We start from the raw sequence: 25,731 nt of genomic DNA, 5'->3' as shown, positions 1-25,731 counted from the left end.
GTACTTGAGTACGGTAAGGCGACGCTGACGTGGTTTGAAGAGATTTTCGAAGAGTATTATTTAATCCGAGCTAGTAGTGATTGACCAAACCACCACACAAGATTTGCTTTCATGAGTTAGATAAGGTCAATAGCCTCAATCCTTGTCTGCTTCATTTTCTTTTACGAGATCGTTTTGTGAATCTTTTTCAGAGAGTTTTTGATCAATATACTTGTCAATGTTTTCATAAAATTCCTTGGTCGCTTCACTATCTAATGTTGGCGAGTTCTGAACTTGATTCACTTTCAATTGAACAGATTGAATACCGTAAGAGGCTTGTTTTTGGTGGAGTGTTTCTAATTCTTCTTCTGAAATCGGATCTCCAACAACCGTCAAGACCAATTCATTGTTACTTGACTTGTAGACTTGATTAATAACCGTATAATTGGCGAACTCTTTTCCTACAAACTGTTTGATCCCTTCTTTGCGCGCTTGGTCTATCGTCAGAGTGACTGCTGAATAACTAGCCGGAAGAATCAATAATACAATCAAGGATATCAACCCAATTCTCATTTTAATGTTTAGCTCTTTAAATGAACTTAAGGGAGATTTTCTCATCATAATTCTTGTTCCAACAATGTTGATTAGCATGATAAAGACACAGTTGATCAAGAAAAGATAGAGAGCCCCCAATAAAAATCGTACATTCCCATTAGCTAAACCGTAACCTGCAGTACAGATAGGCGGCATCAGAGCTGTAGCAATGGCTACTCCTGGCACGATATTGTTTGCTTCTTTTTTCCTTGAACCGATCACACCAGCAATCCCACCAGCAATAGCAATGAGGACATCCCAAATGGTTGGAGAGGTTCGTGCAATCAACTCGCTACTTGCATAAGACAAGGGAGAAATCCAGAAATACAGAGTCGAGACAAGCAAACTGACCAACACTTGAGTCAATAAAACCTCTAGAGATTGCTTGATTAAACGCGTATCAAAAATAGCTAAACCGAATCCCAGTCCAACAATCGGTGTCATGAGAGGTGAAATCAACATGGCTCCTATAATGACAGCTGTTGAATTCATATTTAGTCCGATAGAGGCAATAAAAATTGCACACATCAAAATCGCTGTATCTCTCAATCGAACATGAAGGTCATCGTATAATTTCTCACGGTATTCCCGTGTTGAATAATTGGCAGTCATTTGTCCTCTCCTCTTTCCTTATTTAAATTGGTATAATAATTAAAAATAACAGCTGATAAACAGCCAAAAAATATGAGCCCATAAATCGTCAAGAAGACACTGGTAATCCTTCCAATCAAGGTCACAGCTAGGAGATCCCCGTAGCCGACAGTCGTCGAAGTCACAAAAGCATACCAAAGACCGTCTCCGTAATTTGTGATAGCAGGTTCAACTAGGAAAAGCACGCCTCCTGACCCAAAAACAAAGGTCACAAAACTCAGAGCAAACCGAGTAAAACCCGTAACCTGCATAATATGCCATAACATTTTTAAACGTTTCATTTGTTCTCCTTATTCATACTAGCTCCTGACCGAGCCGTTTTTTTCCAATAATCAAAGTGAAGATAGGACATGATCTCCATCACCAAACCCCAGTCCAACAATCGGTGTCATAAGAGGGGAAATCAGCATGGCTCCAATAATGACAGCTGTTGAATTCATATTTAGGCCAATAGAGGCAATAAAAATCGCACACATCAAAATCACTGTATCTCTTAATCGAACATGAAGATCATCATATAATTTCTCACGGTATTCACGTGTTGAATAGTTTCCAGTCATTGGTTACTCCTTTTATTTCGTATAATTTTGTTTCTGCATGGATGATGGTAGAGAGACTTCTGTCCAATCTTACATATTTTTCTTCTCACCTGTTATTCTTTTGAAAATTATCCTTTAAATATCCGTCAGTCCATCCTTAACATTATATCAAAAATTTTACAGTCTTTCTTCGAAGAAATCTATCAATTGAATAGATAGATGAAGCAAGAAATTTTTGTTTCCTTATCCGAAGAAGGAAAAACGGTATCTCCTGAACCTTGATACTATGCGTTTTATTCTTTATAATTTAGCTATTTCAAAATTACAAGTTCTCCATTCTTAATTTCCCAAACTTGGTCAAACTTACTTAATAATTCGTTTTGGCGATGTAAAGTAACAATGACGGCACTTGGTAGTTCCAGAACTCTTTCCAATTCCATTTTAAACTGATTAGTATCCAAGGCAGAGAAAGGTTCGTCTAGGATAAGCAATGGATTTTTACGATTTTTCTCACGATTTAAATACATTCGTTGTTGCTGACCACCTGACAGGGATTGTGGTGGAATTTTTTCAAAATCTTCTTCTCTGAATTTTTCATTGAAACTATTGAATAGCGTTACATTATTTTCATAACTCGAAATAAATGTATGTTCTTGTTGCAGAATCATACCGAATCTTCCCCAAAGATGGTCCAAAACAAGCCCATCTAGCACAATTTGTCCTTCAAAATCTTCATCTGTTCCATTTAAAATGTTGAGAAGACTACTTTTTCCAGACCCATTCTTACCAATAAGCGCAATTTTATCCCCTTTTTGAATCGTAGCGGAAGTAATTATCAATTTTGATTCTCCCAGTTGTTTGGAAATGTTTTTCAAAGTAATCGTATCAAAAGAATGTTGAGGTGCTTGAACTGAAACGGGTCTCCCAACAATGTTTTGAAAACTCTTGATTACAGGCTTTACGGACTCTAACATTTGTAAATCATAAAGGATTTCCTGTATTGGTTCAGAAAAAGCATTAATATATCCGAAACTCGCCACCACCTCAGGAATACCGAGTTGCTGGTGAGATAGAGAGTAGGCTAAATAAATAAACAGAACAAGACTAATGAATTCAAAAGAAACACCTGTCAATAAGATGCCTGTAATTTTTGTCAAACCATACTTAAAATACTTATCCTGCAAATTCTTTAGAGAACTCTTTTGTTGATTCAAAAAATGCGACATAGTTAGTTTATTTACCAAATGATGTCCCATGAGCAAATCCTCCAAAGTTCGATAGTAATCTCCTTGTTTTTTCAAGTAAACCTGTCTACGATTAGCGGTCAACTTCCCAACGATTTTAGGAATTTGAATACTAATTCCAGTGGAAAAGATTAAAATCAGTGATACAATAGGATTAATTGTTCTGCTAATAATGAAAGCGTAAATGATGATACGTAAAATTTGTTTGATAAAACTCATCAATGGAGGAAGGTAATCCTTTTCCAACGAATCTAGGTCATTAGATTGATAGGAAATATACTCTGCTACTGTTTTCTGCTTGAAATCGTGGTGACTGAGTCCCAGAAGTGAACGAAACCACTCATTTTTCAAAGTAGTCGAAAAGATAATCCCCTGCTTCCAATCAAGTATCATTTGGATATAGTTACAACTCAAATAGCCAGCCACTGACATAGAGTAACCATATAGAGCTACTTGATAATCCCCTTTGATTAATGCCTGCGTGAAATACGGTAACAAAGCTGTGCAGATATTCGATACTACACCAAAAAGAAAATTAAAGAAGAGATACCATCTAATAGTTTTAAGATATGGTAGCATATACGATACTCCTTGCTAATGCGTTTTTTTACATATCGCAGAACAATCTCTACTATTCCCTATTTCAGATAGTCCGATACTCGGACATTGAGTGCAATAATTGTAAATCACACAAGTACTGCAGTTTTTACTATCATTCAAAATATAATTTGCTATTTTGTAAAATATAGGTCTATCCCATGTTTCTTTGATAGATGTAAAATGAATATTTCCAATACTTCTATTGAAAGTAAGCTTTTTCAGTTTTTCTAACGATTTAGGCTATTTCGTGACACACCCACAATCCGTGAAAATTCTGGTTATATCAGATTATGTGATTTTCGTAAGAATTTTATATTGTCTCCAATCATGGCAGTCTCCTTTTACTTGATAAAACTATTATAATATTTAGAAATTAAAAACTGGTTCAAAATCAATAGAATGTGTGTATTCGATACATTCAATAAATTCTTGGAAACAGTTCTACACCAGTTACATAAATCTATATACACCTATCTCATTCAAAATAAAAAGAAAGCTGCAGTTCTTTTAATCCTGTATCAACGATTCATTCTGAAATCGAATAGGAGACATTTCCCAAGTCTACAATTCACTTCATCTCAAATTAATTTTTGTAATTCACCCTTAGTTTATAGATTTTATACTCAACAAAAGTATAAAGCATACAAAACTTCACTTTGAACCAGTATTTATACTATATTCCGTATTAAAAATTCTATTATTGGTTTTGTAAAAAACAGTCTTCAAATATCCTGAAATATAGCAAAAAGAGATTGGGTAAAAACTCATTGTCTCTTCTCACTCAATTATCAGATTCATATCGGAAAACTTAATTCTTACTATCGTTCCTTCTCCAACCTCAGACTCGATGCGAATCTGGTGCCCCAGTTCTTCAGAAATTTTCTTAGAGAGATAGAGGCCAAGTCCAGATGACTGCTGGGTCAGACGACCATTATAGCCTGAGAAACCACGTTCAAAGACTCGGAGGACATCACTGTTTTTTATCCCGATTCCCGTATCCTTGATACAGAGTTCCTGGCCTTCCATATAAATCTCCAGACCACCTTCTTTGGTGTATTTGAGACTGTTTGAAATGATTTGCTCAATAACCACTAGCAGCCACTTTTTATCCGTCACGATTTCTTTATCAAGGTCATGTAAATTGACATTTAAGCCTTTTTGAATAAAGAAAAGAGCATATTTACGAATTATTTCCTTAACCAAGTCCTCGATTTGAACCTGCTTCAAGACCAAATCATCATGGAAACTTTCTAAACGCAGGTACTGTAAAACTAGATTGGTATAGGAATCTATCTTGAAAATTTCCTGTTCTAACTGCTGCTTCAGTTGGCGGTCAGCTACTTCTGCAACTAAGAGTTGACTGGCTGCAATGGGGGTCTTAATCTGATGGACCCACAAGGTATAGTAATCCAGCAAATCCGTCAGTTTTCTTTCTGCGTCTGACCTCTGCTGATAGAGTTCCATCTCACGCGCTTCTAATTTTTCTGCTAAAGCTATTTCCAAAGGAGATTTGGCTTCCCTCTCCCCATAGAGAATTTCCTGGCGATAGACCTGCATTTCCACCAATATGTCCCAAGTGAAAAATAAGATGGTTACAAAGCAACATAGCAGGAAAAAGTAGAGAAAATAAATTCCCAAACTTGCAAATAAAAACTGAAAGAGCAAAACCAGAAACGTCAAAGAAAGCAGATAGACAAACAGACGACTACGGGAACGCAGATAGGCTAGAAAAAATTGTTTCCAATCAAGCATGCTTCAGTCCGTACCCTATCCCTTTCTTGGTCTCGATAAATCCTACCAAGCCCTGTTCTTCCAACTTTTTACGCAAACGAGCCACATTAACAGATAGGGTATTGTCATCAATGAAAAAGTCACTATTCCAAAGTTCCCGCATGAGATCGTCACGCGCTACAATATTGCCCGCATGCTCAAACAATACTCGTAAAATCTGGAATTCATTCTTGGTCAAATTCAAGACTTGCCCTTGATAATGTAAATCCATGGATTTGGTATTAAGGATAACACCAGCATATTCCAGTAAACTCTCGTCACGCCCAAACTCATAGGAACGGCGCAACAAGCCCTGAACCTTGGCTAGAAGGACCTGCTGGTCAAAAGGCTTGGTCACAAAGTCATCCGCCCCCATATTGATTGCCATGACGATATCCATAGCCTGGTCTCTCGAAGACAGAAACATGATGGGTACCTTGGAAATCTTGCGAATCTCCTGACACCAGTGATAGCCATTAAACAAGGGCAGTCCAATATCCATGAGGACCAGATGAGGTTCCGACTGGACAAAAAGACTCAAAACTTCCATAAAGTCTTCTACCAGAACCACTTCAAATCCCCATTCAGAGAGCATTTTTCCGACTTGTTGACGAATAACCTGATCATCCTCTACTAATAAAATTTTGTGCATGCGCTCCTCCTTTTCTATTATTATAACAGATTTTTCCATGTTAGAAGGTCTGAAACTGAATTTGAAAGAGCTTGTTTTTAGCCAACAAAATGAGGCAACCCTACTAGCTAATTTGAGGGAAATTTGATAAGATAAATAAAAAAGAAAGGAGCTCTAATGGCCAATATTTTTGATTATCTGAAAGATGTCGCACACGATTCCTTTTACGACCTTCCTTTGAATGAGCTAGACATTCTAGCCTTAACAGAAATCACCTATCTCTCCTTTGATAATCTGGTCTCCACAAGTCCTCTGCGACTTTTAGACTTGGCACTTCTCATTCCAAGAGAGTCTAACATGTTGACCAGTAAAAACCGCCTCCAGCTATTAGATGAACTAGCTCAACACAAGCGCTTCAAAAATTGCAAACTCTCCCATTTTATCAATGATATCGACCCTGAGCTGCAAAAACAGTTTGCGGCTATGACCTACCGCCTCACTCTCGATACCTATCTGATTGTCTTTCGTGGGACAGATGACAGTATCATTGGCTGGAAGGAAGATTTCCACCTGACCTATATGAAGGAAATTCCTGCTCAAAAGCACGCCCTACGCTATTTAAGAAATTTTCTTGTCCACCATCCTAAGCAAAAGGTCATTCTGGCTGGACATTCCAAGGGAGGAAATCTAGCTATCTATGCTGCTAGTCAAATTGAGCAAAGCTTGCAAAATCAAATCACAGCAGTTTATACCTTTGATGCGCCTGGTCTCCATAAAGAACTGACACAAACCGAGGGCTATCAAAGGATAATGGATAGAAGCAAGGTCTTCATCCCACAAGGGTCCATTATCGGTATGATGATGGAAATCCCTAACCACCAAATCATCGTGCACAGTACTGCCTTAGGTGGTATCGCCCAGCACGATACCTTTAGTTGGCAGATTGAGGACAAGCACTTCGTCCAACTGGATAAAATCAACAGTGATAGTCAACAAGTTGACACAACCTTCAAAGAATGGGTGGCAACAGTCCCTGACGAGGAGCTTCAGCTCTACTTCGACCTCTTCTTTGGCACCATTCTAGATGCTGGGATTAGCTCCATCAATGACCTGTCATCCTTAAAGGCGCTTGAACACATTCATCATCTCTTTGTCCAAGCTCAATCCCTCACTCCAGAAGAAAGGGAAACCATGGGACGCCTTACCCAATTATTGATTGATACCCGTTACCAAGCATGGAAAAATAGATAATCCACATAAAAAAACCCAACTAATCACTTGATTAGTTGGGTTTTCATTTATGAAATTGAATTCCTTTGTTTAATCTTTAATGATTAAAACATTAGTCTTCTTTTTTCTTGCGTGCCACAAGACCAAATCCGCTCAATACTCCAAGAAGTCCAAGAGCTGCTAGGCTTGAGTGATCTTCTGTACCAGTATTAGGCAATTCCTTAGCCGGTTTAGCTGGAGCTGGTTTTGATGGTTTCGCAGGTTCTGGTTTCACAGAAGGAATGATTTTTTCATAAACATGAACTGTGTCGCCATTTGGAAGTTTCTTAGTTTCTACGAAGCGGTAGCCTGGAATATCTTTCTTAGGTTGTTCGCCATCTTCACTTGGATTACCTGGAATCTCGTTTCCTTCTTTATCCTTGAATGATGTCTTAACTTTTTCGTAGACGTGCTCTGTATCTCCATTTGGAAGTTTCTTAGTTTCTACGAAGCGGTAGCCTGGAATATCTTTCTTAGGTTGTTCGCCATCTTCACTTGGATTACCTGGAATCTCGTTTCCTTCTTTATCCTTGAATGATGTCTTAACTTTTTCGTAGACGTGCTCGATGTCGCCATTTGGAAGTTTCTTAGTCTCTACGAAGCGGTAACCTGGGATATCTTTCTTAGGTTGTTCGCCATCTTCTGTTGGATAGTTTGGAATTTCATTTCCTTCTTTATCCTTGAATGATGTCTTAACTTTTTCGTAGACGTGTTCGATGTCGCCATTTGGAAGTTTCTTAGTCTCTACGAAGCGGTAACCTGGGATATCTTTCTTAGGTTGTTCGCCATCTTCTGTTGGATAGTTTGGAATTTCATTTCCTTCTTTATCCTTGAATGATGTCTTAACTTTCTCATAAACGTGTTCGATGTCGCCATTTGGAAGTTTCTTAGTCTCTACGAAGCGGTAACCTGGGATATCTTTCTTAGGTTGTTCGCCATCTTCTGTTGGATAGTTTGGAATTTCATTTCCGTCTTTATCCTTGTGACTTGTCTTAACTTTCTCATAAACGTGCTCTGTATCACCGTTTGGAAGTTTCTTAGTTTCTACGAAGCGGTAACCTGGGATATCTTTCTTAGGATTTGTACCTTCTTCAGTAGTTGTTCCTGGAATTACATTACCATCTTTATCTTTATAAGTTGTCGTAACTTTTTCATAGATGTGTTTTGTATTTCCTTTTTCGTCTACTTCAGTTTTAACAATCTTGTATCCTGGGATATCTTTAGTTGGTTTAGTTCCATCTTCTGTTGGTGAAAGTGGTTTACCATCTTTATCAACGAACGAAGTATCAGGACGAACTGTTGGAGTGTAAGTAGCTGTTACAGGTGTTCCGTTCTTATCTACACGTTTAACTGTCACACCTTTAGCTTTTCCTACGAAGTCAGGTTCTGGTGTGAACGTTACTTTACCGTTTTCATCGATTGTGTATGTTCCTTCGCCTGGTACTTTCTTCTCAGTTGTGCCATCGTCAAATGTTGGTTTAACAGTTTCATCGATTGGTACATTAGGGTTTCCTGGTTTAAATTCAGGTGTTCCTGTTTGTGGTTGCCCTTTAGGTCCTTCAGATTCTGCAGGTGTTCCTTCTGGAGTCACTGGAGTTACTGTTGGTGTGTATTTAGCTGTCACTGGTGTGCCATTCTTATCTACACGTTTAACAGTTACGCCTGTTCCTTTACCTGTGAATGTCTTCTCTGGTGTAAACGTTACTGTACCGTCTGGATTTACTTTGTAAGTTCCTTCGCCTGGAATTGTCTTAGTTGTTGATCCATCTTCGAAGGTTGCTGGTACTTCATCATCCATTGGTACTTCTGGGTTGCCTGGTTTGAATTCAGGTTTACCATTTTGTTCTTTACCTTGGATATCTGTTGTTTCAGCAGGTGTTCCTTCTGGAGTTACTGGGGTTACTGTTGGTGTGTATTTAGCCGTTACTGGCGTACCGTTCTTATCTACACGTTTAACAGTTACGCCTGTGCCTTTACCTGTGAATGTCTTCTCTGGTGTGAACGTTACTGTGCCATCTGATGAAACTGTGTATGTTCCTTCACCTGGAATTGTCTTAGTTGTTGAACCGTCTTCGAAGGTTGCTGGTACTTCATCATCCATTGGTACTTCTGGGTTGCCTGGTTTGAATTCAGGTTTACCATTTTGTTCTTTACCTTGGATATCTGTTGTTTCAGCTGGGTCTGCTGTTGGGGTTACAGGGGTTACGTTTGGTGTGTATGTTGTTGAAACTGGCGTTCCATTTACGTCTACACGTTGGACTGTAACTCCTTTTGCTTTTCCTACGAATTGTGGTTCTGGACGGAATTCTACTACTCCGTTATATACTGTGTAAGTTCCTTCGCCCGGTACCACGATTTCATTAGTTACTTTACCTGTTGATGGATCGATTAATTCTAATGGTTTTGTTTCATCGATTGGTACAATTTTTTGTACTCCATCTACTGATACTCTTCCTCCTAAGAATTGTGGTAATCCCTTTTGTAACGCACCTTGGATATCTGTTGTTTCAGCTGGTGTTGCTGTTGGAGTTGCTGGTAATACTGTTGGTGTGTATTTAGCCGTTACTGGTGTTCCGTTCTTATCTACACGTTTAACCGTTACTCCTGTTCCTGTTCCTGTGAATGTTTTCTCAGGTACGAATGTTACTGTTCCATCTGGAGCTACAGTGTAAGTACCTTCTCCTGGAATTACTTTTTCTTTTGAACCATCTTCGAATGTCGCTGGAGTATCATCATCCATTGGCACTTCATCAGCACCAGGTGTGAATGTTGGTTTACCAGTTTGAGTTGCACCTTGTACATCTTTTGTTTCTTTTGGTTCTGCTGTTGGTACTACTGGAGTTACTGTTGGTGTGTAAGTTGTTTCTACCTTAGTTCCGTTAGTATCCTTCGCTACAACCTTAGCTGGATCTGGTGTGCCTGTGAAGTCTTTGTTTGGTTGGAATGTGATAACTCCTGTTGTTGGATCAATTGTGTATGTTCCAACTTCTTTACCATCTTTCATCGCTGGCATTGTTGTTACTTCATTACCACTTGGGTCTACCAATTTAACAGTTGTCTTATCAATTGGCGCTACTTCATCACCTTGTTTGAACATTGACTCTGTTTCTTGAGTTTGTGGTTGACCTTGTTTTCCAGTTGTTTCTTTTGGTTCTGCTGTTGGTGTTACTGGAGTTACTGTTGGTGTGTAAGTTGTTTCTACCTTAGTTCCGTTAGTATCCTTCGCTACAACCTTAGCTGGATCTGGTGTGCCTGTGAAGTCTTTGTTTGGTTGGAATGTGATAACTCCTGTTGTTGGATCAATTGTGTATGTTCCAACTTCTTTACCATCTTTCATCGCTGGCATTGTTGTTACTTCATTACCACTTGGGTCTACCAATTTAACAGTTGTCTTATCAATTGGCGCTACTTCATCACCTTGTTTGAACATTGACTCTGTTTCTTGAGTTTGTGGTTGACCTTGTTTTCCAGTTGTTTCTTTTGGTTCTGCTGTTGGTGTTACTGGAGTTACTGTTGGAGTATAAGTAGCTGTTGCTGGTGTTCCATTCTTATCTTTAACTTCAACAGTTGCTGGATCTGGTGTACCAACAAAGTCTTTGTTTGGTTTAAATGTTACAACACCTGTTAATGGATCGATTACGTATTTACCAACTTCTTTTCCATCTTTTGTTGCTGGAATTTCTTTGTCATCAACTGGTTGTCCATTTACTACAAATTTAGCTGGTTGCTGCTCGTTAATAGTAATTGGAGCTGTTTCATCACCTTGTGTAAAGACAGGTTTACCTGTTTGTTCTTGACCTTGTTTACCTTCAGATGTAACTGGTGCTCCTGTCGGTGTTACTGGTGTTACTTCTGGAGTATATTTACCTTTTGAAGTAACTGGAACTTTATTTCCTTCTGAATCAGTTGCTGTTACTGATACTTGTACATTAACACCTTTAGCTTTTCCTGTAAATGTTGGAAGTGGTTCAAATGTTACTACACCTGTTGTTGGATCAATTGTGTATGTTCCTTCTCCATCAACTACCACTTTACCTTCAGCATTAGCTCCTTCTAATGAGTAGGCAGCTGTTGTCCAGTCAACATTTGTGCCATCTAGTGTATTATCTGTATTATTTAATTCAGAGAAACGATCTTTTCCTGATTTAGAGGTTTGAGTTTGTCCTTGTTTTCCTGTAGTTTCATCTGCAGATGGTGCAATTCCGTATACAGTTGGTGTATATGCATTTTCTACCGCTACTGTTACTGGATTTCCTGATTCATCATTAAATGTTACATCAGCTGCTACTGTTACTGGATTTGCAGTTCCTACAAATCCTTCTACTGGAGTGAACGTTACTTCACCTGTCGTTGGATCTACAGTATAAGTTCCTTCTTCAGTTGTTAAAGATTCAACTTTAGCTCCTGTTTTTGGATCTACTAGTTTGTAATTTGATACTGTAGTTCCTTCTTTTCCATCATTGAAATTGTCGGCCATTGAGTCAGTTTGTTTTTGACCTTGAGCACCTGATGATTTCTCTGGTTCTGTTACTACGATGTAGTATGTTGTTTCTGTAACCGCATCATCAGTCAAAGCTCCAGAATCAGTTCCACCTACTGTAGGTGTAGTAACAACACCATTTGAGTCTACTCCTGAAACTGTTACTTTGTAACGTCCAAGTTTATTAAGAGTATATGCTGTTGCATTTGCTAGATTAGTTTGAGCTGCATTAATCAAAGCAGTGCGAGCCAATTCAACAGCTTTCTCAGCCGCCAATGCGTCTGCACGAGATGTAGTTACTTTTGTATCAAGAGTTGCAACACTTCCTTTAGAAGCGGCAATTTCTGCTTCAGTGGCTGCTTTAAGCTCATTTGCTTTATCAAGTGCATCTTGAGCCATTTTTTCAGCTGTCGGTGAAATTGAACGAAGCTTTAGATTATCCAATGCCAATTGAGCATCTTCTGCAATTCTAGTAAGGCGATCTAAACGTTCTTGCAAGTTTGCTAATGTATTTTGAGCCTCTTGATTATCTTTCACCGCTTGAGCAGCAATATTCGTTTTTTCAGCTGCAGAACGTTGCGCAGCAATGTAAGCAGCCTCTTCTGCTTTTGCAGCATCAAATACTGTTTGTGCTCCATCTGGGTCAGTTACTGTAACTTTTGTTTGGATAATATCTGAATTCTCAGCATTAGATTTATCATCGATTGCATCGGTAAATTTAACATTTGCCTTTGGTGAAGCAATTAAGTTAACTGTTGTTCCTTTATTTTCAGAATAACTTGTTGATGTTGAGTTTGGTTTAGCATTCTGAATAGAAGCTAAATCAGTGCCTACTGCTTCACGATAAGCTACATAACCACTAAATCCTGAATTAGTTGAAATTTTCCAACCAGCATTTGATTCTGTCGCAGTCACTTTAGAACCATCAGAAGCTGTCCATTGATTAGATACTGAATCGTAACTTACTTTAATTGTTCTACCTTGAGTAGAAGAAGTTTGGTCATTCGGTAATAGTGTCTCCGTGCGGAAAACATCTCCTACTTCTTTCACTTCACCTTTAGCACGAATTTCTGCTACTCTATCAACAAGATTCGCAGCTGTAGAGCTAGCACTCCATTTACGAGTAAATTCGTAAACAAAGAGCTTAACGTCACCATTCGCTTGAGCCTCAGTATAAATACGACGTTCAGTTAAAGTGGAAGTTCCATCACCGTTATCAACCAAGTGATATGCATCTTCATTTGGAAGTGTGTATTTACCTGTCGCACGGTTAAATGTTGCTACATATTCTTTTTGATTGTGATCTTTAACAGTTACTGTATCACGTTGAAGATATGCTTGAACTTTATCAGTAGTTGCTTTCGCAGTAATACTATCGACGCCAACATATTTCGTCGATTCTGCTTCAACTGCTAAGTTGATAGTCGTATCACCTGAAGTAGATACTGCTGCCAAAGTCGCACCCTCTTCTACAGCCGTATTAGTTGTACCTGCTGCAACAACCCAGTTTCCAGCTTTAACAACTAACTTAGTTACTTTTCCGTCTGGCGTTGTGATTTCAGCTTTATTAGCACCTTTAGAAATTGTTACAGGAACGTTAGTTGCATAAGCCTCGACGTTTTTCACTGTAATCTTAGGTGCAACCGCAACTGTAAGGTTTTCATGAGCTTCTTGACCGTTCATGTCCCATGCATTTGCAGAGTTGTAGTCTTTTGCCAAAGCAGCAACAGTAAAGATTCCAGCTTCTGTTGGTGTCCCTGTAATTAAACCTGTCTCTGGAGCATATGTCAATCCTGGAATAGTATCATCAAGAGATACTGGTTTCTCACCATTTTTACCAAGTGTTTTACCATTTAATGTTGTATAAGCAGTAACTGTTTGAGGGTTGGACATAGATCTCACTTTAGTTCCATCAGCTGCCACAAATTCTGCTGGTTTTCTACTTGATGCTGGTGACGTTTTAGATCCTGCTACAAACTTAGAACCATCTTCACGTTGATAGTTAGCTCGCGTATCCCTATTTACACCATCATTATCAACATATTCCAAATTATGACTAACTTGATCTCCAACAGTTACCATTGTTGATTTTCCCTGAATTCTAGGTGCTGTTGAATCTTGCCAACCAATCCAACCAGCTTGTAGGTCACGGAAGTACACTTTTTGCTCAGTACCGTCTTTTGCAACAGTTAATTCATAACGGAAGTCATAAACACCATTTTGAATATTTGCTCCGATGTAACCTTCTACAGTATCCGAATTTGCGTTATAACCTAAACCTGGCGGTAAGTTCATTGGAGTGACTTTCTTGATAGTATATCCTGCTGCTTTAGCTGCATCACTCAACTCGAAACGTTTAGTTACATCTTTAAGATAAACATAATGGTTACCTTGTTCATAAGTGTAGCCATAGATTTCTGTCGCTAAGTACTCATAAGCTCCACCTGATCCATATGAATTAGTATTATTATTTTGACCACTTGCACGGAGTTTATTATTCCACATCGCTGCTTCACGCCCAAGTTTTTGAGCTTCTGTTTTTGATAAAGGAAGGTCAGTACGTGCACCAGTCCCAGGTTGTGGATTGTTTCTAGCTACTGTTTCTGTGTTTTCAGATTGGAATCCTTTAACATAGATACGATACGTATCATTGTTATCCAATGTTTTATATGTTTTACCAGTAGCTGTTGCAAACTCACCGTTTTCTTTTCTAAGTTCTGTAGAAGCTAAGGTATAGCCTTCACTAGCCGAACGTAAGTGTGAACCTTGGACTAGTTCTTTGCCATTACGTTCATCTTTAGAACCAGTGTTTTCAATTGCGTTTGACTCAGATTTTTTCTCAGTATTTCCCGCTCTCTTCCCTACAGTTTCTTTACCATTTGTAGTATCAACTGCTGGAGTTTCTTTTTTCTCAACTGGTTTGTTTTGTAGTTTTGAGTTTACAGTTGTTACAAGTTTGTTGTAAGCAGCTTTTAACTCATCTTGACTAGTAGCACTTGAAAGAGCTGCTTTTGCCGCTTCCAAATCTGCATTCAAAAGAGCCAAACTTTCGTCTGTCTTGTTTGCATATTTACCTGCAGCTATATTTCCTGCTACCTGGTTAACATAAGCTTCTAATTGAGCCTTATCCAATTTAGGAGCTACTACTTCTTTCGGAGCTTCCTCTGGTTTAGCTTTCTCTGCTTTAACCTCTGGTTTAGCTTCCTCTACTTTAGTTTCTGGCTTAACGGCTTCCTTCTCTTTATTAGAATCCGCTTGATTTGCTGGGGCAGTAGCTGCAGCTACTGATGCTTCAGCACCTTGAACTTCCGTTGCTGATACCGCACCATTTCCAAGGAACATCAAACCAGCTGCAATTGCTACTGATGCTGCTCCAAAGCTATATTTCCGGATACCATAACGGATGTACTTTTCTACTCTAAAATCTTGTTGTTGCTTGCCTTTCATTTAGACCCACAACCTCCTTTTTTATTTTGATGTCGATTTACAAGTTATTGATATCGAAAACTCACAGGTAACCTCAGATGAAACAAAAGATGTTAGAAGTGAAGCTTGATATCATAAAATTGTCTACAACATACAACTTTATGATATCATATTTTCTAGTCTATGGCAAATAAAATGGCTTATTTTTTATTCTAAATTTAAAATAAATATTTTCCAAAAATACAACAATTTTCAGATTTTTTTACTTGTAAAATAATATGTAGCAAGCTGTTACAGGTCTCATACTCTATTTTTGTTAAATTAGTATATTGATTCAATTTAACCTTACATGTATATTTTATTTCCTTTTTTACAAACTTCCTTCTAATACAGAGTACAATTTACTTGTTTCATTAATTCACTCTCCAGCTCATTAGCTTTATTTTAAATCCCAGTCAATTAAAAGCTCTAGCTAGTTCATAACTCTAAAAATAGCTATCTCTATTTTAGACAGAATGAAGTAGATAGCAAGTAACCTTCTATAAAGAAAAACTTTCTGTCTACTTTATTCCCCCTAACTGTGCTATACTTAATTTAGTACATTCTTTGAGATTGGAGCTAGTATGAAAATCCATAAAACTGTGAATCCTGTTGCCTATGAAAACACCTATTACCTGGAAGGTGAAAAATACCTCATCGTTGTCGACCCTGGTAGCCATTGGGAAGCTATTCGTCAGACAATAGAGAACATCAACAAACCTATCTGTGCTATTCTCTTGACCCACGCCCATTATGACCATATCATGAGTCTGGACTTGGTTCGCGAGACTTTTGGCAATCCTCCTGTCTATATCGCAGAGAGTGAAGCCAGCTGGCTATATACTCCTGTCGATAATCTCTCTGGGCTTCCTCGCCACGATGATATGGCAGATGTGGTCGCAAAACCTGCAGAGCACACCTTTGCCTTTCATGAAGAATACCAACTAGAGGAATTTCGTTTTACTGTCTTGCCAACTCCTGGTCACTCTATCGGTGGTGTTTCTATCGTCTTTCCTGATGCTCACCTAGTCTTAACAGGGGATGCTCTTTTCCGAGAAACAATCGGACGGACCGACCTTCCGACTGGTAGCATGGAGCAACTCCTTCATAGCATCCAGACCAAACTCTTCACCCTGCCAAACTATGACGTCTATCCAGGGCATGGTCCAGCTACTACTATTGCTCACGAAAAGACCTTCAATCCTTTTTTCTAGCTAGCAAAAAACCAAGGAATTTTTTATCCTTGGTTTTTGTGTACTGCTATTCAATTCTCCATTCTTTGATTTTAGAATCTAGTCTAGTATTGAATTTCATCGAATACTAGTTGACTGGCTGAAATTCTTTCCATTCAAATTTAGCTAAATCAAGTTCATTAGAAGAAATCCCTAAGATTTGCTCTGGCTTTTGATCACTACCAATTTGAAAGATTCCTTCTTTAATCTTCTGTACTCCGTCTTTATCAAAAGCATATAGACTTAAGTTCATTTCTGGTCGTGTTGACTGCCAGTCTGCATATCTGACTTGACCATTTTCATAGATAACTAAACTGGAACGAAAACCACCTGCAGAAGCTACATAAGCTGTATGAAGCAACTTGGGTTGTTTATTCTCTAAATAGTAAATGGCCCCTATATATTTTTTATCTCCAATAATCAATTCATCCTGACCATCCTTATTTAAATCAGCAAACACATAATGAAGACTAGCTGGTTTATCGTAGGTGCTTAGTGTAAAGATATAGCCATACTCTTCAGAAAAAATCTTGTTCTGTTTCAACTTTTCATACAAGGATTCTCGGTCGCCACTACTTAAAAGTGCCTGATAGTGATTGTACCGCTCTATTACTTCCTTGTACAAATCTTTTCCTGTTTCGCTTTTCGTTTCCATTGTTGTTGACGGCGTTGCCATTGAAGAACTTGTACTAGTTTGGCTCTCTGACTTCGTAGAGCTTTCCTTCTGTTCCTCTTTGGTAGAAGATGATTGTGTTGCCGAAGGTTCTATTTTTTCATCTTTTTTGTTTGCACCACAAGATGCTAAAACAAAAACAGTAAGAATAGCTGAAAATATCATTAAAAATTTCTTCATATTAACCTCTCTAACCCATCCTATATAGATTTACGGATTTTAGTATTAGATTCGATTCATTACCAAATAATCACGCGGTCTTCTGGTGAACGCCACATACCATCTCCTTCTTTGACATCATAGGTTGTAAAGAAATCATCGAAGTTTGGTACTTGCACATTGACACGGAGTTTGGCTGGTGCGTGCACATCGACGCTAGCCAAAAGTTTCATAAATTCTGGACGACCTTTCATGCGCCAAATGCGACCGAAGTTGTAGAAAAATTCTTCTGCCGAGAAGTCTGGTTCTCTCTTAGCTGCTTCAAGCGCTGCAGCGATTCCTCCCAAGTCAGCCACGTTTTCTGATACAGTCAATTTACCATTAATGGTTGCTCCATAAGAATCTTGTCCATCAAATTGGTCAATAACTTTTTGTGTTTTCTCCTTGAAGGCAGCATAGTCACTCTCGGTCCACCAATCCTTGAGGCTACCATTTTCATCAAAGGAAGCTCCATTGGTATCAAAGGCGTGAGAAATTTCATGGGCAATAACTGCCCCAATACCACCGTAGTTAGCAGAAGATGACTGATGCAAATCATAGAAAGGAGCCTGTAAAATAGCTGCTGGGAAGACAATTAAGTTCTTCTGTGGATTGTAGTAGGCGTTGACCATATGAGCAGGCATGCCCCATTCCTTGTAATCTACAGGCTGGTTCCACTTGCTCCAACTGTGCTTGATTTCCACACGCGCAAAGGCTAGAGCATTGTCAAAAAGACTAGCAGTCTCATCCACTACCTTGTCTTTGTAGCGTGCTGGCAATTCTTCTGGGTAACCGATATAAGGCTTGATGACATTGAGTTTGACGATGGCCTTGTCACGAGTTTCAGGAGTCAGCCAGTCATTTTTAGCTAAGCGTTCCTTATAGACATCAATCATAGTTGCCACTTTTTTCTCTACATCTGCCTTAGCCTCTGGGGAGAATTTTTCATGGGCATACCAGAGACCCAAGGCTTGTTTGAATGGACCCTGTGCTAGCTGGTAGGCAGCTTTAACCTTGTCTTTGGCTTCTGGAACTCCAGATAGCGCACGACTGTAGGCACCTGACAAGACACGGATTTCTTCTGTTAAATATCTGGTTGAGAGGTTCACAACACTTAAAATTAAGGTTGCCTTGAGGAGAGGCCATGCCTCTTCACTATAGAATTGGTCTGCTGCTTGCCAGAAGCGTTCTTCGTCTACAATAACCTTGTCTGGTACTTGTCCAAGAACGGCTTGGAAAAAGTTATCCAAAGGTAGGGCAGGCGCAAATTTCTTGAAATCTTCGTAAGCATATGGATGGTAGAGTTTAGCATACTCTGAACTTTCTTCATTAGAAAGCACCACTGCTGCAACTCGACGGTCCAATTCTAGTCTTTTCTCTAGCAAGTCTTCAATTTCTACATCAGAGAAATCATATGCTTTGAGAAGATTTGCGCTGCTTTCTTTCCAAAGAGTCAAGAGCTCTTCGCGCTGAGGATGGTCTTCTGCATAGTAGGTCGTATCTGGCAGGATCGTGCTTGGAGCACTGGCCCATAGAACGTTGATTCTTGCATCCATAAAGTCTGGCGATACACCAAAAGGAAGGAAGTTAGGTTTTCCTGCAAGTTCAAACTCTGCTAGTCTAGCTGTAAAATCCGCAAAAGTCTCCAACTCTTGGAATTCTTTAAGGAGTGGTAAGACAGGTGTGATACCGTCAGCTTCTCTCTTATCAAAATCACGAACTAGGCGGTGGTATTTGACAAAGTTTTCCAAGATAGCATCCTCAGGCACCTCTTCTCCTGACAACCACTTGTCTGTTGTCGCCAGCATCAAGTCTTCAATTTCCTGGTCTAAATCAACAAAACCTCCTGTTTGAGACTTATCTGCTGGGATTTCAGCTGTCTGTTGCCATTCTCCATTGATTGCATCATAAAAATCATCTTGATAACGCGTCATCTTGTTCTCGCTTTCATTTTTTTAAGTTATTGCTAGCTTAACAAAAATTGCTTGGGAATGCAATTAAAAATGGACTTTCCTTTTCCATCATTTTTCAGTTATTATTTTAAATTTTTCAAAAATTAACTTGACTTAATTTTTTTTTTAAGGTATATTAAGAGGCAGGAGGAATACAACTGTATGATACGTATCGAAAACCTCAGTGTCTCCTACAAAGAAACATTGGCACTTAAGGATATTTCACTAGTGCTCCAAGGACCAACAATTATCGGTATCATTGGTCCAAACGGTGCTGGAAAATCAACATTATTAAAAGGTATGCTGGGAATTATCCCACATCAAGGTCAGGCATTTCTCGATGACAAGGAAGTTAAAAAATCCTTACACCGAATTGCCTATGTCGAACAAAAAATCAATATCGACTACAACTTTCCCATCAAGGTCAAGGAATGCGTCTCGTTAGGACTATTTCCCTCTATCCCTCTCTTTCGCAGTTTAAACGCTAAACATTGGAGAAAAGTAGAGGAAGCCCTTGAAATCGTCGGCCTAGCTGACTACGCAGAACGGCAAATCAGTCAACTGTCTGGAGGTCAGTTCCAGCGGGTTTTGATTGCCAGATGTTTGGTGCAGGAAGCCGATTATATCCTCTTGGATGAACCCTTTGTTGGGATTGACTCTGTCAGTGAGGAAATCATCATGAATACGCTGAGAGATTTGAAAAAAGCTGGGAAGACGGTTCTCATCGTCCACCACGATCTCAGCAAGGTTCCCCACTACTTCGATCAAGTCTTGCTTGTCAATCGAGAAGTGATTGCCTTTGGTCCGACCAAAGAAACCTTTACCGAAACCAATCTCAAAGAAGCTTACGGTAATCGACTCTTTTTCAATGGAGGTGACCTATGATTGCAGAATTTATCGATGGATTGCAAAAATTCCATTTCTTACAAAACGCCTTGATAACAGCCATTGTCGTCGGGGTCGTAGCTGGAGCTGTGGGATGTTTCATCATCCTACGCGGGATGTCACTCATGGGAGATGCCATTTCACATGCTGTCTTACCAGGTGTAGCCCTTTCCTTCATCTTGGGCCTTGACTTCTTTATCGGAGCCATTGTCTTTGGATTACTAGCTGCCATCATTATTACCTACATCAAGGGAAACTCGATTATCAAAAGCGATACCGCCATCGGCATTACCTTTTCTTCTTTCTTAGCCCTCGGTATCATCTTGATTAGTGTCGCTAAAAGTTCAACTGACCTTTTCCATATCCTTTTTGGTAATATCCTGGCCGTCCAAGATACGGATATGTTTATTACTATGGGTGTTGGGGCAGTCATTCTCTTGTTAATCTGGATTTTCTTCAAGCAACTCTTGATAACTTCCTTTGATGAACTCTTGGCTAAAGCCATGGGAATGCCTGTCAATTTCTATCACTACCTTCTCATGGTACTCCTGACTCTCGTGTCTGTGACAGCCATGCAAAGTGTCGGAACTATCCTGATTGTAGCCATGCTGATTACCCCAGCTGCAACTGCTTATCTTTATGCTAATAGCCTGAAAAGCATGATTTTCCTTTCCTCAACCTTTGGAGCTACTGCTTCAGTTTTGGGACTCTTTATCGGTTATAGCTTTAACGTTGCGGCAGGTTCTAGTATCGTGCTTACAGCTGCTAGTTTCTTTCTCATTAGCTTCTTTATCGCTCCAAAACAACGATATTTGAAACTGAAAAATAAACATTTGTTAAAATAAGGGGCAAAACCCCAATAAATTGGAGGATCTAATGAAAAAATTAGGTACATTGTTCGTTCTTTTTCTTTCCGTCATTGCTCTTGTAGCATGTGCTAGCGGAAAAAAAGATGCAGCTTCTGGTCAAAAACTAAAAGTTGTTGCTACAAACTCAATCATCGCTGATATTACTAAAAATATTGCTGGTGACAAGATTGATCTTCACAGTATCGTTCCTGTTGGCCAAGACCCACACGAATACGAACCACTTCCTGAAGACGTTAAGAAAACATCTCAAGCTGATTTGATTTTCTACAACGGTATCAATCTTGAAACTGGTGGCAATGCTTGGTTTACAAAATTGGTAGAAAATGCCAAGAAAACTGAAAACAAAGACTACTTTGCAGTCAGCGAAGGCGTTGATGTTATCTACCTTGAAGGCCAAAACGAAAAAGGCAAAGAAGACCCACACGCTTGGCTTAACCTTGAAAACGGTATGATCTTTGCTAAAAATATCGCAAAACAATTGAGCGCTAAAGACCCTAGCAACAAGGAATTCTACGAAAAAAATCTCAAAGAATATACTGATAAGCTAGACAAACTTGACAAGGAAGCTAAAGAGAAATTTAACAACATCCCTGCTGAGAAAAAACTCATCGTAACCAGCGAAGGATGCTTCAAATACTTCTCTAAAGCCTACGGTGTCCCAAGTGCCTATATCTGGGAAATCAACACTGAAGAAGAAGGAACTCCTGAACAAATCAAAACCTTGGTTGAAAAACTTCGCCAAACAAAAACTCCTTCCCTCTTTGTAGAATCAAGTGTGGATGACCGTCCAATGAAGACTGTTTCACAAGATACAAACATCCCAATCTACGCACAAATCTTTACTGACTCTATCGCAGAACAAGGTAAAGAAGGCGACAGCTACTACAACATGATGAAATACAACCTTGATAAGATTGCTGAAGGATTGGCAAAATAATACTCTTCGAAAATCAAATTCAAACCACGTCAGCGTCGCCTTGCCGTACTCAAGTACAGCCTGCGGCTAGCTTCCTAGTTTGCTCTTTGATTTTCATTGAGTATAAGCCTCTGGAAAACGTCATTCTCACATGAGCTGGCGTTTTTTCTATGCCCATATTTCCGGTCAAATCATTGGAAAATTCCGACTGTTTCAGCTAAAATGGAAGAAAAAAGATTGGAGTATCTTATGGTAACTTTTCTCGGAAATCCTGTGAGCTTTACAGGTAAACAACTACAAGTCGGCGACAAGGCACTTGATTTTTCACTCACTACAACAGACCTTTCTAAAAAATCTCTGGCTGATTTTGATGGCAAGAAAAAAGTCTTGAGTGTCGTGCCTTCTATCGATACAGGCATCTGCTCAACTCAAACGCGTCGTTTTAATGAAGAACTGGCTGGACTGGATAATACCGTTGTCTTGACTGTTTCAATGGACCTCCCTTTTGCCCAAAAACGTTGGTGCGGTGCTGAAGGTATTGAAAATGCGATTATGCTGTCAGACTATTTTGATCATTCCTTTGGACGCGATTATGCTCTCTTAATCAATGAGTGGCATCTATTGGCACGCGCAGTCTTTGTCCTCGATACTGACAATACGATTCGCTACGTTGAATACGTGGACAATATCAACTCTGAACCAAACTTTGAAGCCGCAATTGCAGCTGCTAAAGAACTAAATTAGAAGCCATTGTGGCAGATAGCTAGAGAAATCTAGCTTTTTTTGATATACTAGATAAAGATATTAGACAAGAGGAAACGAATGACCCCGAATAAAGAAGATTATCTAAAGTGTATTTATGAAATTGGCATAGATTTGCATAAGATTACCAACAAGGAAATTGCGGCTCGTATGCAAGTCTCTCCCCCTGCCGTAACTGAAATGATTAAACGGATGAAGAGCGAAAATCTCATCCTTAAGGACAAGGAATGTGGCTATCTACTGACGGAACTTGGGCTCAAACTGGTCTCAGAGCTCTACCGTAAGCATCGCTTGATTGAAGTTTTTCTAGTCCATCATTTAGACTATACGAGTGACCAGATTCACGAGGAAGCTGAAGTCTTGGAACATACTGTATCTGAGCTATTCGTGGAGAGACTAGAAAAATTGCTTGGATTCCCCAAGACCTGCCCTCACGGAGGAACTATTCCCGCCAAGGGAGAACTCCTGGTTGAAATCAATAACCTGCCACTAGCTGACATCAAGGAAGCTGGCGCCTACCGCCTGACTCGAGTGCACGATAGTTTTGACATTCTCAATTATTTGGATAAGCACTCACTTCACATCGGTGACTGTCTCCAAGTCCAGCAGTTTGATGGCTTTAGCAATACCTTCACTATCCTCAGTAAAAACGAGGATTTACAAGTAGGTATGGACATTGCCAAACAACTCTATGTCGAAAAAATCAACTAATTTCTCAAGTACCCCAACCACCCCTGAAAATTTTATTTTCAGGGTTTTATTTCTATCATTTGATTTTACTTTCATTTAGTTGTATAATATTTGTTAAAAAAAAAGAAAGATATTTTAATATATGAAAAAATCACTAAAAATTTTTGCGACATCCAAATGGTTTGACCTCTTCGGGGTTGCTTTGGTCGTTGGGATTGCAATTGCATCTGGTTACCTCAACTCCCGCCTCGATAAATTTGTAGACTGGGGACCATGGACAGCTCTTGTACCCTTTGGATTGATTTCCGTAACCAACGTTGGGATTTCCATGTTGTCCACTCGTTTCACGGGAAAATTAAGCAAATGGGGAAATTACTTTGGTATTGTTAATACCATTTTGTCCGGTGCTATTGATTATATCCTTGGAAATAAGGCAGCCATCATTACCTATCCCGTCACCTTCCTCATTTATACCTTTGCTATTAAGAAATGGGAAGCTTCGCAAGAAGGCAGACCCAACCAAATGAGCCAAAAACAGCTAAAATTGGCGGCCATCATCATTTCAATCATCGCCTTCCTCTTTGCCTTTGTGACAAACTATATCGGCTATGGAGGAAAGATGAATCTCCTTGCCTACGTAACAACTATTGCCTTTGCATTGTCCCTCATTGCCAATGCTTTTAACGCATTGAAACTAACAACTCAGTGGGGCTTTTGGTTGATTTACAATTTTGTGCAGCTTACAAAGGCTGGTATTCAAGGAAACTTTGCCAATATCGGAAAATACATCTTCTATATCCTCAATGCAATCGGAGCTTTATTTGTCTGGAATGATGAAGAAGTAAGATAATAGAAGAAAACTTAAATAAAAAAACAAGTCGACTTAAGAGAATCTCCCTTCTGCTATTTTTATCATTTTACTTGTAACTCCCATTCTTTTGGAGTAGAATGAAGCTAGATAAAAGAGGGAGGTCATCTTATGAAAAATCTCTTTAGAATCCATTTTATAGCAATTGCAGTCATCGATTTGCTACTATTTGCATTTTTTAGCACTAGACCCGAGACAGCTTTCGACCGGCTCTTGCTCTCTGGTTTTATTTTCCTCCTTACTCAAGGACTCCTGTTATTTCGCTTGCTTGTCCAACTCAAACATCAATTCACTGAGATTTATCCTCAAATCAATAAAAAGATTCGCTTCTACTATTTAGGGGTTCTCTCCATTGATTTTCTATTTTTTGTCCTTTTAGCCTTCGTTAGTTCTCATCGTTTTTCATCTCTTATGCCAATCATCACTGCTTGCCATTCTACTTTATATTATATGACGGCTGACTACCTAAGAGAACACTATCCAGATTTTTACGATAAACACATCTCTTTATGGGAGTGTCTCTAAGGAAAAGGAGGTTTTAGCATGAAAAAAATCATCTTCATCAAAAGCATTCAACTCCTTGTCATTGATGGAATCATGCTGGCATTTTTGACATTTAAAGAGGGGCTTACTTGGGATTGGATTTTGATTTATAGCGGTTGGCTCATTTTCTTTCATCCTGTGCTATTGACCTATCTTTCTAACCAACTTTGTGACCACTTTAGTCACCTCTATTCCCAGATTAGACCGAGATTCTGGCGTTTTGCCTTACAAAGCCTCTTATGGGATATCTTGATGATTCTCTCCTTGCTGTTTTTAAGAGGTATCCCACTTTTCCTTCAGGGAACTCTCCTCGTCCTAGGACATCTCGTCCCTTCCTATCGCATCTGCCAAAGCCTGAAAAGAGATTTCCCCAAGACCTATCAGAAACAGATTTCATTTTGGAGTATTTTATGATAGATAAGAAAAACCAAGCCGACTGGGCTTGGTTTTTCTTATCTATTTTTAGTATCAAGGATAATGGTGACTGGTCCGTCATTGACCAGCTCAACCTGCATATCCGCTCCAAAGATGCCTGTCTGAACGGGTACTTCTTGCGCTAATTTTTGATTGAAAGCATCATAGAAGTCTGATGCCATATCAGGCTTGGCTGCACCTGTAAAGGCTGGACGATTACCTTTCTTAGTATCCGCAAAGAGGGTAAACTGAGAAATAGAGAGGATTTCTCCTTCAATATCTTTGACAGACAGGTTCATCTTGCCTTCTGCATCTGAAAAAATCCGCATGTTGACAAGCTTTCTCACAGCATAGTCCAAATCTTCCTCTTGGTCCTCTGGTCCAACACCAACCAGCAATAGGAGCCCCTGATTGATTTTTCCCTGAACCTGACCTTCGATAGTCACTTGGGCTTTTTTAACCCGTTGGATAATGATTTTCATAATAGCCTTTCTAGTAAGAGCTAGG

Annotated in this window: 19 protein-coding genes and 1 pseudogene; 10 read left to right on the top strand and 10 right to left on the bottom strand. The window is 39.3% G+C overall.

All coding sequences use genetic code 11. The annotated features are described in order from the left end of the window. Window positions 1-135: 135 nt before the first annotated feature. The 6 genes and pseudogenes from B7696_RS07215 to B7696_RS07190 all read right to left on the bottom strand — a co-directional run bounded on the left by B7696_RS07215 (window position 136) and on the right by B7696_RS07190 (window position 6,029). Window positions 136-1,185, bottom strand: coding sequence for a DUF389 domain-containing protein (locus B7696_RS07215; RefSeq protein WP_084862988.1), 1,050 nt, complete (start codon window positions 1,183-1,185; stop codon window positions 136-138). Next, a complete protein-coding gene (locus B7696_RS07210; protein ID WP_000825751.1) occupies window positions 1,182-1,505 on the bottom strand; it encodes a potassium channel family protein in 324 nt (107 codons plus the stop codon). Before B7696_RS07210 ends, B7696_RS07215 begins: the two co-directional genes overlap by 4 nt. 81 nt (window positions 1,506-1,586) lie before the next feature. Beyond that, window positions 1,587-1,784: pseudogene (locus tag B7696_RS07205) on the bottom strand (DUF389 domain-containing protein); the annotation flags it as partial. A gap of 290 nt (window positions 1,785-2,074) precedes the next feature. Next, window positions 2,075-3,586 carry an ATP-binding cassette domain-containing protein gene (locus tag B7696_RS07200; RefSeq protein ID WP_004242726.1) on the bottom strand — a complete coding sequence of 504 codons (1,512 nt, stop codon included), beginning with the start codon at window positions 3,584-3,586 and terminating at the stop codon, window positions 2,075-2,077. Between the two features lie 798 nt (window positions 3,587-4,384). Next, window positions 4,385-5,359 (bottom strand): sensor histidine kinase, encoded by a 975-nt coding sequence (locus B7696_RS07195; protein ID WP_084862987.1) that lies wholly within the window; start codon window positions 5,357-5,359, stop codon window positions 4,385-4,387. Beyond that, complete coding sequence (locus B7696_RS07190; protein ID WP_000548991.1) at window positions 5,352-6,029, bottom strand: response regulator transcription factor; 678 nt, start codon at window positions 6,027-6,029, stop codon at window positions 5,352-5,354. Before B7696_RS07190 ends, B7696_RS07195 begins: the two co-directional genes overlap by 8 nt. A gap of 156 nt (window positions 6,030-6,185) precedes the next feature. Here B7696_RS07190 and B7696_RS07185 point away from each other — a divergent pair, with 156 nt between their 5' ends. Beyond that, entirely contained in the window at window positions 6,186-7,259 is a 1,074-nt protein-coding gene (locus tag B7696_RS07185; RefSeq protein WP_084862985.1) for a DUF2974 domain-containing protein, read from the top strand. Window positions 7,260-7,350: 91 nt separating this feature from the next. Here B7696_RS07185 and B7696_RS07180 read toward each other — a convergent pair whose 3' ends face one another. Beyond that, window positions 7,351-15,204 carry a YSIRK-type signal peptide-containing protein gene (locus B7696_RS07180; protein WP_084862984.1) on the bottom strand — a complete coding sequence of 2,618 codons (7,854 nt, stop codon included), beginning with the start codon at window positions 15,202-15,204 and terminating at the stop codon, window positions 7,351-7,353. Window positions 15,205-15,806: 602 nt separating this feature from the next. Here B7696_RS07180 and B7696_RS07175 point away from each other — a divergent pair. After that, window positions 15,807-16,436: an MBL fold metallo-hydrolase gene (locus tag B7696_RS07175; RefSeq protein ID WP_049488322.1), complete on the top strand. Its 630-nt coding sequence runs from the start codon at window positions 15,807-15,809 to the stop codon at window positions 16,434-16,436. A 106-nt stretch (window positions 16,437-16,542) separates the two neighbouring features. Here the strand turns inward: B7696_RS07175 and B7696_RS07170 are convergent, their stop codons facing one another. Next, window positions 16,543-17,307, bottom strand: a complete 765-nt coding sequence (locus B7696_RS07170) for a hypothetical protein (RefSeq protein ID WP_084862982.1) — start codon at window positions 17,305-17,307, stop codon at window positions 16,543-16,545. 59 nt (window positions 17,308-17,366) lie between these two features. After that, complete coding sequence (gene pepO, locus B7696_RS07165) at window positions 17,367-19,259, bottom strand: endopeptidase PepO (RefSeq protein ID WP_084862980.1); 1,893 nt, start codon at window positions 19,257-19,259, stop codon at window positions 17,367-17,369. Window positions 19,260-19,439: 180 nt separating this feature from the next. Between pepO and B7696_RS07160 the strand changes: the two genes are divergently transcribed. The 8 genes from B7696_RS07160 to B7696_RS07120 all read left to right on the top strand — a co-directional run bounded on the left by B7696_RS07160 (window position 19,440) and on the right by B7696_RS07120 (window position 25,224). Further along, on the top strand, window positions 19,440-20,162 hold the full coding sequence (locus B7696_RS07160; protein ID WP_084862978.1) for a metal ABC transporter ATP-binding protein: 723 nt from the start codon (window positions 19,440-19,442) through the stop codon (window positions 20,160-20,162). Then, window positions 20,159-21,007, top strand: coding sequence for a metal ABC transporter permease (locus B7696_RS07155; protein WP_000559787.1), 849 nt, complete (start codon window positions 20,159-20,161; stop codon window positions 21,005-21,007). Before B7696_RS07160 ends, B7696_RS07155 begins: the two co-directional genes overlap by 4 nt. Window positions 21,008-21,038: 31 nt before the next feature. Next, window positions 21,039-21,968 carry a metal ABC transporter substrate-binding lipoprotein/adhesin PsaA gene (psaA, locus tag B7696_RS07150; RefSeq protein ID WP_084862976.1) on the top strand — a complete coding sequence of 310 codons (930 nt, stop codon included), beginning with the start codon at window positions 21,039-21,041 and terminating at the stop codon, window positions 21,966-21,968. Window positions 21,969-22,196: 228 nt separating this feature from the next. Further along, entirely contained in the window at window positions 22,197-22,691 is a 495-nt protein-coding gene (gene tpx / locus B7696_RS07145) for a thiol peroxidase (protein WP_033682328.1), read from the top strand. Between the two features lie 78 nt (window positions 22,692-22,769). Next, window positions 22,770-23,420 carry a metal-dependent transcriptional regulator gene (locus tag B7696_RS07140; protein ID WP_084862974.1) on the top strand — a complete coding sequence of 217 codons (651 nt, stop codon included), beginning with the start codon at window positions 22,770-22,772 and terminating at the stop codon, window positions 23,418-23,420. Between the two features lie 121 nt (window positions 23,421-23,541). After that, window positions 23,542-24,249, top strand: coding sequence for a nicotinamide mononucleotide transporter (locus B7696_RS07130; protein ID WP_000749110.1), 708 nt, complete (start codon window positions 23,542-23,544; stop codon window positions 24,247-24,249). Window positions 24,250-24,378: 129 nt separating this feature from the next. Continuing rightward, window positions 24,379-24,792: a hypothetical protein gene (locus tag B7696_RS07125; protein ID WP_020902425.1), complete on the top strand. Its 414-nt coding sequence runs from the start codon at window positions 24,379-24,381 to the stop codon at window positions 24,790-24,792. An 18-nt stretch (window positions 24,793-24,810) separates the two neighbouring features. Beyond that, on the top strand, window positions 24,811-25,224 hold the full coding sequence (locus tag B7696_RS07120) for a hypothetical protein (RefSeq protein ID WP_084862972.1): 414 nt from the start codon (window positions 24,811-24,813) through the stop codon (window positions 25,222-25,224). 38 nt (window positions 25,225-25,262) lie between these two features. On the opposite strand, the gene dtd is transcribed toward B7696_RS07120, so the two are convergent. Continuing rightward, a complete protein-coding gene (dtd, locus tag B7696_RS07115) occupies window positions 25,263-25,706 on the bottom strand; it encodes a D-aminoacyl-tRNA deacylase (RefSeq protein WP_042751579.1) in 444 nt (147 codons plus the stop codon). Window positions 25,707-25,731: the final 25 nt, after the last annotated feature.

Origin of the sequence: Streptococcus mitis (assembly GCF_002096815.1) — a bacterium.
Classification (GTDB): Bacteria; Bacillota; Bacilli; order Lactobacillales; family Streptococcaceae; genus Streptococcus; species Streptococcus mitis_AD.
This window is presented reverse-complemented; position numbering and strand designations above follow the sequence as displayed.